This window comes from Haloplanus aerogenes (genome assembly GCF_003856835.1).
Taxonomy (GTDB): domain Archaea; phylum Halobacteriota; class Halobacteria; order Halobacteriales; family Haloferacaceae; genus Haloplanus; species Haloplanus aerogenes.
On sequence record NZ_CP034145.1, the window covers coordinates 2,012,781 to 2,024,536 of the forward strand.

The 11,756-nt window shown below is 65.8% G+C and carries 11 protein-coding genes and 1 tRNA gene; 5 read left to right on the forward strand and 7 right to left on the reverse strand.

All coding sequences use genetic code 11. The features are described 5' to 3' along the window. Nucleotides 1-88: 88 nt before the first annotated feature. Complete coding sequence (locus DU502_RS10240) at nt 89-1,912, reverse strand: ATP-binding protein (protein WP_121919271.1); 1,824 nt, start codon at nt 1,910-1,912, stop codon at nt 89-91. Nucleotides 1,913-2,029: 117 nt separating this feature from the next. Here DU502_RS10240 and DU502_RS10245 point away from each other — a divergent pair, with 117 nt between their 5' ends. Next, nucleotides 2,030-2,989 carry an alpha/beta hydrolase gene (locus DU502_RS10245; protein WP_121919272.1) on the forward strand — a complete coding sequence of 320 codons (960 nt, stop codon included), beginning with the start codon at nt 2,030-2,032 and terminating at the stop codon, nt 2,987-2,989. Between the two features lie 62 nt (nt 2,990-3,051). Beyond that, a complete protein-coding gene (locus DU502_RS10250) occupies nt 3,052-3,390 on the forward strand; it encodes a DUF7113 family protein (protein WP_121919273.1) in 339 nt (112 codons plus the stop codon). Here DU502_RS10250 and DU502_RS10255 read toward each other — a convergent pair. Then, entirely contained in the window at nt 3,387-4,613 is a 1,227-nt protein-coding gene (locus DU502_RS10255; RefSeq protein WP_121919274.1) for a DNA double-strand break repair nuclease NurA, read from the reverse strand. The two genes, DU502_RS10250 and DU502_RS10255, sit on opposite strands and share 4 nt — an antisense overlap. A gap of 104 nt (nt 4,614-4,717) precedes the next feature. On the opposite strand from DU502_RS10255, the gene DU502_RS10260 reads away from it, so the two are divergent. Continuing rightward, nucleotides 4,718-5,371, forward strand: a complete 654-nt coding sequence (locus tag DU502_RS10260; protein ID WP_121919275.1) for an HAD family hydrolase — start codon at nt 4,718-4,720, stop codon at nt 5,369-5,371. Here DU502_RS10260 and DU502_RS10265 read toward each other — a convergent pair. From DU502_RS10265 to DU502_RS18550, 3 genes are all read right to left on the reverse strand, one after another. Next, nucleotides 5,368-5,751, reverse strand: coding sequence for a hypothetical protein (locus DU502_RS10265; RefSeq protein ID WP_121919276.1), 384 nt, complete (start codon nt 5,749-5,751; stop codon nt 5,368-5,370). The genes DU502_RS10260 and DU502_RS10265 overlap by 4 nt on opposite strands. A 3-nt stretch (nt 5,752-5,754) precedes the next feature. Continuing rightward, nucleotides 5,755-6,249: a DUF2240 family protein gene (locus DU502_RS10270; RefSeq protein ID WP_121919277.1), complete on the reverse strand. Its 495-nt coding sequence runs from the start codon at nt 6,247-6,249 to the stop codon at nt 5,755-5,757. Nucleotides 6,250-6,385: 136 nt separating this feature from the next. Next, nucleotides 6,386-7,408: a hypothetical protein gene (locus DU502_RS18550; protein WP_199722653.1), complete on the reverse strand. Its 1,023-nt coding sequence runs from the start codon at nt 7,406-7,408 to the stop codon at nt 6,386-6,388. Between the two features lie 458 nt (nt 7,409-7,866). On the opposite strand from DU502_RS18550, the gene DU502_RS10280 reads away from it, so the two are divergent. Both DU502_RS10280 and DU502_RS10285 read left to right on the forward strand, forming a co-directional pair. Further along, the gene (locus tag DU502_RS10280) at nt 7,867-8,613 is read left to right on the forward strand and encodes a GIDE domain-containing protein (protein ID WP_121919278.1); all 747 of its coding nucleotides are present in this window, start codon (nt 7,867-7,869) and stop codon (nt 8,611-8,613) included. Nucleotides 8,614-9,041: 428 nt separating this feature from the next. Beyond that, nucleotides 9,042-10,994, forward strand: a complete 1,953-nt coding sequence (locus tag DU502_RS10285) for a hypothetical protein (protein ID WP_121919279.1) — start codon at nt 9,042-9,044, stop codon at nt 10,992-10,994. A 188-nt stretch (nt 10,995-11,182) separates the two neighbouring features. Here DU502_RS10285 and DU502_RS10290 read toward each other — a convergent pair. Continuing rightward, a tRNA-Thr gene (locus DU502_RS10290) sits at nt 11,183-11,256 on the reverse strand. Between the two features lie 11 nt (nt 11,257-11,267). Next, complete coding sequence (locus tag DU502_RS10295) at nt 11,268-11,753, reverse strand: GNAT family N-acetyltransferase (RefSeq protein ID WP_121919280.1); 486 nt, start codon at nt 11,751-11,753, stop codon at nt 11,268-11,270. Nucleotides 11,754-11,756: the final 3 nt, after the last annotated feature.

Sequence of the window (11,756 nt, forward strand, 5' to 3'; positions counted from 1 at the left end):
CGGAAACTCTTCGGCGAACGCGATACGCACCTTGGATCCAGCACGGCCCCCGAAACCGATCACGAGGATGCCGACGTGACCGGTACGCTCACTCCCCGTGTCGCGTCACACACGTCGACAGCCCCGTCAACTCCACCGGCTCGGAGTTGTCCGGCGAGTAGACCACCATCTGCCCTTTCTCCATGTACGGCACCTTGTCCTCCAGCGTCGGCGGGATGTTGACGCTGCTGATGGCGTCCTCGTCGCCGAGGTTGAGGACGAGTTTCGTGTTCACCTGTTTGAACACCGAATCCGCGATGTCCTGCGGATCCTGCGTGATGAGAAAGAGGCCGAGCCGCTCCTTCCGACCCTGTTTGGCCGCCTCGGTGAACTTCCCGATCACCTTCCGCGCCTGCACGCTCTCGGCGTCCGTGAGGAAGTTGTGGGCCTCGTCCATCCCCACGATCAGGGGCGTCTCCTTGATCCGGTCGTAGGTGGGGTCGTTCGACAACTTCTCGTCGACGAGCAGGCTGGCGACGGCGAGGACGAGCAGTTCCGTCGCCCGGGAGTCGTTGACGTGGTAGGTAGGCACCACGGTCAATCCGCCGGGCCGGACGAGTTCGTGAACGAGGTCCGTCACGGGACGGGCGTCCCGGTCGAAGACGCGGCGGAACGCGCTCCCGAGCGCCCGGCGGCGCACGGCGTCGAACGTCGCCTCGTGAACCCGCCCCGATTCGTCGAGTTCCTCGCGGAGCGCCGGGTCGTCGAGGTAGGTGGTGAACTCCTCGTACGTCCCCCCGTCGCCGTAGTCGTCGAAGAACCGCCCGAGCAGGTAGTCGAGCGCCTGATACTGGTTGTCGTTGAGGCGCGCACCCGCGACCAGCCACGGGCGATGGCGGACCATGCTGAAGGGGACGGTGAACGGCACCTGTTCGGCGCGGTGGTGGCCGCCGCCGTAGGACGCGCCCTCGACTGCCGGTACCAGCGCGACGGTATCGTCGTGGCCCCCGTGAGCGATCCCTTCGCGGTCGAGTCGGCGGGCGAACGCGTCGTCCATGTCGGGGTTGTCGTCGTGCATCTGGGCGTACTCGTCCTGCGGGTCGAACTGGACGACGGCCGTCGCCACCTCGCGTCCGTCGTCCATCGGGTAGGTCGTGTCGAGGTACTGCCGGAGGACGTTCTTCGAGGCGTGGGTCTTCCCCGACCCCGTGCCACCGGCGACGAGCGTGTGGCGGTACACGAGGGGGTCGCCGTCCGCGTAGTCGTCTTTCAGTCGGTAGTCGATGGTGGGCGGCGACGCCGCCGTCCGCACCGTCTCGCCGCCCACGGAGAGGTGGCCGAGGAAGACGCCTTCTCCCGGGATAGCGAGCCCCGTCTTGATCTGTTCGGCGTCCGTCGCCTCCCCGACCACCGCGCCGGGTTTGGGGACGCGGTCGACCATCCGGCGTTTCAGCTCCCCGCCGTCGTCGAACAGGACCGCCACGGGCTCCAGCGACGCGACGAACTTGTAATCACGCTCGGTGAAGTCGTCGCGGCGCATCGCCCGCCGAGCGTGAATCTCGGTCGCGTCGTCGGCCTCGAACTCCTGGGCGTACTCCAGTGCCGTGATCCGGCAGAACAGCATCTCGTCGTCGGGGTAGGGGACGAGGAGGTACTTCCCCAGCCTGACGGACTCGCGGTTGTCGCTGGTCACGAACGCCTTCAGCGTCGTGTCGTCGCCGTCCTCGGCCACGCGGAGCCCCTGCGAGACGGAGATGGAACCGAGGCCGCGATCCGAGCCAGCGGGCGACACGTCGTAGGACTCGAAGTCGTCGGTGGTGTCCGATTCGGGGTCGCCCGGATCGGCATCGGCGTCGGCGTCGGCAGCGGCGGACGACGCGTCGTCGTCACCGTCGTCCGCGGCGAAGTCGGTGAAGTCACCGAGGTCAGACATGTTCCATACCACGGAGATGGGTGTGAAACCCCTTTCGGCGCGCGACGCCCGACCCTTTATCACCCTGCCGCCCCCGCACCGAGCCATGCCACGCACGACCCACCGGAGGCGATCCGCGTGACCGACCGCGCCCCCAACCTCCACCCCGAAGCCGAGGAGATACTGGCCCAGGTCGACCTCCCACCCACCCACGCGCTGTCCGTCGACGGCGCGCGGGAGGCACTCCGAGACCTCCTCGTGAGCGACGAGACCCCGGACGACGATCTGACCGTACGCGACCTGTCGATTCCGGGCCCCGACGGCCCGGAGACGACGCTCGACGTGCGAGCGTACACGCCGGGCGAGGTGCCCGAAGGAGACAACGACGCCCGCCCCGTCTTCGTCTACTTCCACGGCGGCGGGTGGGTGCGCGGTGACCTCGACACCCACGATGGTTTCTGTCGACTGCTCGCGCAAGCCGCCGACTGCGTCGTCCTCTCGGTCGACTATCGGCGCGCGCCCGAACATCCCTTCCCGACGCCCGTCTACGACGCCTACGCGGCGACCGCGTGGGCAGCGGAGTACGCCGACATCGTCGGCGGCGACCCGGACCGGATCGCGGTCGGCGGCGACAGCGCCGGCGGCAACCTCGCCGCCGCGGTGACGCTTCTGGCCCGCGAACGCGACGGCCCGGCCATCGACCATCAGGTACTCATCTACCCGGTCACCGACCACGACTTCGGTACCGACTCCTACGCCGAGAACGCCGAGGGGTACCTGCTCTCGCGTGCGAGTATGCAGTGGTACTGGGATCGCTACCTCGCGGACGACCTCGACGGCGCGAACCCCTACGCGTCGCCGCTCCGGGCGCCCGACCTATCCGACCTCCCGTCCGCGACGGTCGTCACCGCGGGCTACGACCCGCTCCGGGACGAGGGCGCGGCGTACGCCGACCGCCTGCGCGAGGCAGGCGTGTCGGTCACCCACGCCGAGTATCCGGGGATGGTCCACGTGTTCGTCTCGTTCCCGGATCTGAAGCGGGCGACGGACGCCCGCGAGACCATCGCGGCGGATCTGGACGCGGCGTTCGGCCGCTGAGCGTTCTCGGCGCTGATACTCGTCACGTGCGTCTTTTACGTTGCGCGCTCGTATCGCCGCCAATGCTACTGATTCGCGGCAACGGCGGCGACACGACGCTCACCGGCACGGTCTACGAACGGGGTGAGCGTGCGCCGTCGTTCCAGGGGGCGCCCGACGAGGACGCCGCGTACGTGTGGGTCTGCGACGAGTTCTACGAGGTCGAGAGCGGCGGGTCGACGACCCGGATCGACGGCGAGGAGATTCAGATCGCCTTCGAGTCGCCGATGCCCCGCGGATTCGACACCCGCGAACAGGCCATCGAGGCCGCCAAGGAGCACCTCCGGACCCAGTTCGCCCGCGTGGGCGTGCCGGAGGCGTCCGTCTCCATCGAAATCGAGAAAGCCGAGCCGATGGACTAGAGTTCGTCCCAGCGCACGTCGTCGTACGTGCGGACGAACTCGGATTCGAGCCTTTCTTCGAACTTCCGCCGGAGCGCCGCCTTCTCGTCGACGCCGATCCGCGCCAGCGCGTCCGCTCGCTCGACGACCGTCGGCGGACCGCGGGAGATCGCCACGTCGCGCAGAATCTGTCGCGTCAGGCGGTCACGAGCGTCCGCGTCGCGTGTCAGGCCCGCTGGCGCCTCGACGCGGTAACAGAGGTCTTCGCGGGGGTCGTAGACGACGAAGAAGGTCACCTCGTAGTCGTCGGGGTCGCGCCGGCGGTCCACGCCGAGGGCATCGCCGTCGGCCGCGAGGGTGCGGTCCGATCCACCGCGGGAGTAGAACCAGTTGGTGAAGGTGAGGCGGCGGGTGTCCTCTTCCTGTGGCTCCAGCAACCGGGTGAAGAAGGCGGTGTCGTCGACCCACGGCGCGTCGATACCCTTCTCGCGGAGCGTCCGCGTGATCAGCTTCGCGGAAGGATTCTTCACGAACCCCGCGAGCGCCACGTCCCGATCCAGCAGGCGTTCGACGAGGCGGACGTAGTTCTCGACGATAGCGCGCGGTTTGGCCTCGGTGGTCAGCGCGCCGAGTTCGGCGTCGCGGTCCTGCCAATTGAGGAGTTCCTTCGGATACAGCGGTCCGTCGAGGAGGAGGCAGTCGGAGACGACATCGGCGTGTTCGAGCGCGTGGGAACTCTCCGCGAGATAGAGTGCGAGGGCGTGGACGACGCCCTCGGCGTAGCGGTTGACCCGGGGCGCGTGGAGGATCTTCCGACGGAAGTAGCCCTCGTCGCGGCGAATCCAGTCGGTGCCGAGCGCGAGCGTCGGATCGTTGGCGTGGACGGTCGTCACCAGACTGCGGGCGCGGTGGAGATCCAGATCGGAGGGATCGGCCGCCATCGCGGCGTGAGCCACGTCGAGCACCAGCCCATTTTTGAACGTCGTGGGGTTGATGGTTCCCGAATCGAGGCCGTGGACGGTGGGATACGGGGCGTCGACGAGAGCCACGTCGTCGACGGCGACGGCACGGAGGCGGCGCTCGCCGAGCGGTTCGAGCACCGTCCGTCCGTCGACTTGGAGGGGGTCGAGCCACTCCTCGAACGCCGTCCGCGCCAGATCGTCGTGATCGGTGTCGTCGACGCGGCGGCCGAGCAGTCCCGCGAGGTCGGCGATGTCCTCGACGTGGACCGGATCGAGTGTCATTGCCCCATCCTCCGCCCGGAGGCACAAATATCGTAGCGGTCGAGAAGCCCACGAACTTTGCCGGAAGACGGCACGCTCATACCCGTCGGTCGGCTAGGGGATGCATGGACACGGCCGCGGTGGCGTTCGACCTGGACGATACGCTCGCGGTCACGCGGGTCGACCGGGCGACCCTGTTAGAGCAAGCGCTCCGTGCAGTGGGCGCACCTCAGCGCTCGCGGGAGGCGTACCTGCAGGCCCACGCCGAGAACCTGACCGCTCGGAGCCGGGAACCGGTGTTCGAGCGGCTGTTCGAAGGCGAGGCGGTCGACGCGACCGCCGTCGCACAGGCCTACCGCGACCGGGTGAACGCGGCACTCGAACCGGTGCCCGGGGTGGAAGAAATGCTGGCGACGCTCCGCGAGCGCTATCGGCTCGGCCTGCTGACGAACGGCCCGGTCGTCGCCCAGCGGTCGAAACTCGCGGCGCTGGGGTGGACCGACGCGTTCGACGCCGCCCTCGTGACCGGCGAACTCACCGCCGGCAAGCCCGAATCAGCGGCGTTCGAGTCGCTACTCGCCGAACTCGGCACCGACGCGTCCGAGACGGTGTTCGTCGGCAACGACGTGACCGCGGACGTGCAGGGCGCGGTCGCCGCCGGCATCGACGCGGTGCAGGTCTGTTATCCCGACGGTCCGCCGCGCGACCCGGACGCGTTCGCTCACGTCGAGCGCGACGAACTGGCGACACGCCTGCCGGCGATCCTCGACGCGCGCTAGCGCGTCTCGGCGCTCGCGTCGACGACCCGTTCCACGACGCGCAGCGCACGCTTCACCTCGGCACCGTTCTCGACGAAGACGATCGTCCGCGGCGGATTCGCTTTCGGCCGGACCCGGAGGCCGACCTCGGGGGCGGCATCGAGGGCCGTCTCCTGTCCGGCTTCGAACTCGATCCGGGCGCGGTCGGGGTGGACGAACACGGTCGCGAGCGCCGTGTCGTCGAGGCGGACGCGGTAGGCACGCGCGCCGTCGGTCGTCGGCGCCACGTCCGGATCGGCGTCCGTGACGGTCACGCCCGCGAGCGCGCCCTCGTGGCCGACGAGTTCCGAAGCGAGTAGCTGGGCGATGCGCACGCCGTCGTCGAGTTCGCGGGGGACCATCGCTTATCCCTCCCGTAATTCGGCCAGCGCGCGGTCGACGGCATCGTCGACGGCTTCGCCGTCTGCCCGAGGGAACTCCGTTCCCTCGCTGTCGACGCCCACACCACGGCGGCGGGCGTAGAGGACGGCAGCGGCTTCGATGGTGATCCCTAGCTCCTGCTGGCGTTCGTTGATGGCAGCGACGGCCTCCTGTTTCTCCACGCCGGCGTCAGTCAACGCCGAGAGGATGCGCTCGAACGTGGACTGCTCGCGGAGGACGGACTCGTCGGGGACGAAGCCGTCGGGGACGGCGACGGTGGCGGGGTCGAACTCGGCGACGAGGTCGTCGTCCTCGCGGGAGAGCAGGCCCCGGCCGGCGGCCACGTCGACGAGGCGTTTGGCCTGATCGGGCGTGAACCAGTCACGGTCGAGCGAGAGGGCGACGACGAACTCCCCCTCGCCGAGTCGGGAGCGGCCCCGTTCGCGGAAGGGCGCCGCCACGGCCACCTCGAGACTCATGGGACAGAGAGCGGCGATGCGGCCACAAAAAGTGTCCGGGTCCGGAACGGGTCGGCGGGTGGGCTTCGAACTGCGCCCACGACCCGATGCCGGGGGCACAGAACGCCGCACTCGTTCGAATGCCGCGGCTCGTGGCTCAACAATTCTTATTCAGGGCCTCTCCGGCGGCTCGAATGTGTTCGTTCGCCTTGCTCGGGTCCGTATCCGCGAAGACACACGCTCTCCCCATTTCGTCTGCCGCCGTGGCGTACTTATCACTCTGACACTGCCGCCGGAGGACGAGATCCAGTAGTTCCGTCGGCGCGTCCGACTCGCCCTCGGCGTAGATATCCGCTGCCCGAAGAAAGTCCGACTCCGCGTTACTGAACGAAGACGCTGCGATTGAATAATGTTGGTCGTTGAACTGGTCGAGACCATTACTGTACTCCATCAGTCCCTGCTCGAGCCTGATATCCCCCTCGTAGACGGTTGTGAGGCCGGTGAAGAGTTCGTCGAGACGCTGCAGTGAGGTTTCTGCATCCGTGAGCGCGACGGAATTCGGCTCCCGTACGTTCGCCCGCAGGTCCTGGAACAGCGTCCGCGCATCAGCCAAGCGCGTGCGTGCTGTATCGAGTGACGACTGTGCCTGCTCTAATCGGTCGATAGCCGTCTCGTACTGCTCGTTGTCTTCTTGAATCACGGCGCGGTAGCGGTGATCCAGACTCTCGACATAGGCGTCCATCGTGGCCACCAGTCCAGTGAGAAACTCTGCATACGACCGAAGCGCGGAGAGTGTCGGTTGTTGCTCTGCCGTCGCCAGCCCTTCGGCAGCCTGTAGTTCTTCCCGAGCGTTTCGTATTGCAGCCTCCGTCGGGGCGGGATCGAAACGAGGCGGATTAGAGAACGTATACTCGATTTGTGACGATTCGGTCCGGAACTCGCGAACGGCTGTTTTCAAGTCCCCGCGTGCCGACTCTATGTGGGACGCGGCCTGCTCAGGACGGTACGGTGTCGACGTCGGCGTATCCGTCGCTGTCCGAGTGGCCGTCGCCGTCGATGTTGGCGTGGCTGTTCCGGTCGCAGTCGACGTCTCTGTCGGTGCTGCAGTCTGATTTTCCTCGTTTCCCGCACATCCTGCTCCGACAGTCGTCAGTGCCGCGAGGAAGGCACGCCGGTTCATGCCCATCTCTCGGGTTTCAATCGGCAAAAACTGTATGGCTGTCGATCATTTCGACCGGCGCTGAGGGGCTCGATTTGCGCTGTTTTCGTAAGGAATGATATATTTTACACCCCGACCCGACCTCGTACAGGCGTTTTTTACCGCTGACGATATTTTAGGGGACCGACAGGAAATTCGATTCTGCGTCGCTCCGGGTGTTTGCGAATGCATCCACATAATTCGCGTCGTCGTGTCCACCCCCCTGCTTCGAATCCTGCCGGGATCGCTCTGAGCAGAACCGGCGATATCCGCGGTCACCCCTGACGAGACCACCGACCACAGGATCGTGCGGCGGATCACTGTGCTGCGCGACTGGCCTCGTCGCGGACCAACTCGACGGCGTCGGCAACCTCGGACAATTCTATCAGTACATCTGAATGAACGTTTAATATCGGCGTCTGATACCTGACCGCTATTGGATGGCTTCGATTAGCACGGGACTGATTTTAGTCGTCGTCGCGCTGATTCCCACGTATCTGTTCGTCCAGGTGAGACAGGCGAACCGCGCCGTCGCGTCGACCGAAACACGGCCGACCGCGTCGCTGACCGACGATATCGTCGCGGTCTCGGGAACGGTCGAGGCGGGACCCGCGGGCGTACTCACGCACCCGATCACAGGTGCCGATGCGCTCGCGGTTCGGTGGGACGTCGAGGAGCAGGACGACACGACCGAGGTGGACGAGAGTGGGCGACAGACGGTTCCGTTCCGACTGGTCGACGACCATGGAGCAGTCGACATCGACCCGTCGGAAGCCGATCTGCACCTCTCGACGGCCCACGGCGAGACGTTCGTCGACGCCATGCGTGCGCCGGGCGAACAGGCCCGGACGTTCCTCGAGCGAGTGCAGGAGAACGAACGGCGGAGCCACGAGGCTGGGACCAAGCAGATTCATAACACGCCGATCAACGAGGCCACGGTCCACGGAGGCGGCGGGGTGCATTACCGGAGTCGGGCACTGCAACCCGGCGATACGGGATACGTCCTCGGTCCGGCCCGGTCGGACGGTGACGGCACCTATACCATCGGCGGCGACCACGGCGAGTTCATCGTCTCCGATATGAGCAGGGACGCTCTCAGCGAGGACCTCGGCTCGAACCAGTGGCTCCTCGCCGGCGTCGCCCTGTTGTTCTACGTGCTCGCGGCGTACGTGACCGTCTTCGGGTGAGGAGCGACCCCGCTCGATAGCCACCGCCTCAAACTGATACCAGCTGTCCGGGAGTGATCGGCCAGCGAAAGGGAATATTTTTAGTCAAGCAAATGATAATCTGGGAGCATCCGCTGGTTCGCTCCCGACCCACGAATTCCACTGTAGGTGTTGATTTCGGGCAGCGAGAACTCGGAAGTCAGCCACCTCGTTCGTAATATTATACATCTTACATGTGGCAGTGGTATTTTTATCAATGTACAATGATCCAGTCATCACGACCGGCGGTAAGTAGGCGAGTCGACCGCACCGGTTCGCTTGCGAGAATCCGAACGGCTGACGGTCGACAGGCAGGGCCGCCATGATAGCAACCGACACAGACGGCGTTCAGATACGGTTCTCACGTGAGCGACGGGTAATTGGGCGGATCGATGAATCAGTGATCAGCAATGAATCCACCGACTGACGACGAGACAGACGAGGATACCCACCGTGATGGATCAACGGCGAGCAGTCGCGCGAAATTCCGCTACTGGGGGAGTGCCCTCGTTCTGCTGACGCTGATCGGCGTTACCACGTTCGGTGCGAGCCCGGTCGTCGGTGCGGGCGCGACGAACGATACGCTGTACGGCGGCGACGTGGAGCCGACGATAGTGTTCGCCACGAACACCGACCCCGTCGCTAGATGTACGGTCTCGGAGACGAGCGTCCAGGTTGGCGAATCGGTGACGATCGACGCCTCGGACTCGGAGAACGCCGACGACTTCCAGTACGACAAGTACGGGAACGAAGCATTCGGCGAGTACACCACACAAAGTTCGAGAGTGGTCGAGTACTCCGAAGCAGGTACCTACGATCCGCAGGTGAAGGTCTGGTCGTACAACGGTGGCGAAACCAGCGACGTCGCAGCCTGTGGTTCCATCACCGTGAACGAAGCGACGCCAACACCTACCCCGACGCCAACAGCCACTCCCACCCCGGCACCTAGTGCAGTCGCCAAGTGTACGGTCTCGGAGACGAGTGTGCAGGTTGGGGAGTCGGTGACGATCGACGCCTCGGACTCGGAGAACGTCGACGACTACCAGTATGACAAGTACGGCGACAGCTCGTTCGGGGAGTTCACTAGCCAGAGTTCGCGGTCGGTCTCGTACTCCGAACAGGGAACCTACGAGCCGCGAGTGAAGGTCTGGTCGTACAGCGGTGGGGAAGATAGTGATGTCGCAACCTGTGGTACCATCACCGTGAACGAAGCGACGCCGACGCCAACTTCCACGCCTAGTGCAGTCGCCAAGTGTACGGTCTCGGAGACGAGCGTCCGGGTTGGCGAATCGGTGACGATCGACGCCTCGGACTCGGAGAACGTCGACGACTACCAGTACGACAGGTACGGTGGCGGCTCGTTCGGGGAGTTCACTAGCCAGAGTTCGCGGTCGATCTCGTACTCCGAACCGGGAACCTACGAGCCGCGGGTGAAAGTCTGGTCGTACAGCGGCGGGGAAGACAGTGACGTCGCCGCCTGTGGCACCATCACCGTGACCGAAGCGACGCCGACGCCAACTTCAACACCTAGTGCAGTCGCCAAGTGTACGGTCTCGGAGACGAGCGTTCAGGTTGGCGAGTCGGTGACGGTCGACGCATCGGGGTCGGAGAACGCCGACGACTACCAGTACGACAGATATGGCGACGGTTCGTTCGGTGACTTCACGACCCAACGTTCGAGAGTGATCGCGTACTCCGAACCGGGGACCTACGAGCCGCGAGTGAGAGTCTGGTCGTACAGCGGCGGCGAGGACAGCGACGTCGCGGCCTGTGGCACCATCAGCGTGACCGAAGCGACGCCAACCTCCTCGCCGACGTCAACGGCCACCTCCACGTCAACAGCTACCCCAACGTCAACTGCCACCTCCACCCCGACAGATTCGGAGGCATCGACACCATCGACCGGGACCCAGACACCGGTGTCGACGGCAGCGACGCCGACATCGGATACGACGGCAACGGCCACGGATGATGGGGCGTGGTTCCAATACAGTCCGAGCGACCCAAGCGCGAACGACTCGGTCCGGCTCGTCGCACAACCGGTGGTAGAGCAAGAGGACGTCGAGGCGCACAGCTGGGACATCGACGGTGACGGGACCGTCGACCAACAGGGACGAATCCTCGAACTGCCCGCGAAGACGAGCGGCGAGACGACCGTCACACTCACGATCGAGAGAACCAACGGAAGCACGGCGACTGTCACGCGAGACGTGCCAGTCACGCTGGACCTCGATGGCGAAACGGCGACGCCCGAACAGCCAGCGACCGGCGCCGGTGGCGGCCCCCCAATCACGTGGCTTGTCGGCCTCTTGCTCGTCATTCTCGTCGCAGCGGTGGTCGCCTGGTCACGGATGGATCGCTGAACAGCCGTCTCGATCCGGCGTCCCCCATCGGGATCGGAGGCGTCACTCTCGGACTCGGGCGACTACTCCCTTTTCGACCAGCAAGAGAGGATTCGAACCGTGGTCGGACGGGATCACTTCGTCGTGTCCACCCTCCCTGCTTCGAATTCAACCGTCGGCTCTTCGGCCTCGTTTCACTCGGCCAGAAGAGCCAGGGGTGGGATTCGAACCCACGAAGTCTCGATTACAAGTCGAGTGCATGAACCGCCCATGCTCCCCTGGCACGGCGGCAGGTTACCGGTCCCCGCGCGGGCGTTTATCGTTTTCGACCTCTCGCTCGAACTCGATTCGGTGCGGACGGTAGCCCTGCCGTTCGTAGAATCGGATGGCGTCCGCGTTGGCCGCCAGCGCTTCGAGCGCGACGATTTCGACTCCCCGATCCCGGAGTGCCGCCTCGGCGGCGTCGAGGAGACGCGCACCGATCCCCTCGTCGCGCCGCACCGGTTCCACGTAGAGGTCGCGGACGACGCCGCGTGTCCGATCCTGCGCCAGCGGGCCACGCTCGATATCGAACCGGACGAACCCCACGAGGTCGTCGCCGTCGCGGGCGACGATGAGGCCATTTTCGACCGCGTGCTGGGCCATCGACTCCCTGATCGCGTCGCGGTTGTCCGCGGCGTGGAGGTGGGAGCCGTGGGCGCGCTGTTCCGTCGCGAGTGCGATCCACAGGTCGGTGACGGCGGCGGCCTCGGCGGCGGCTGCCGGTTCGACCGTGACCATGGG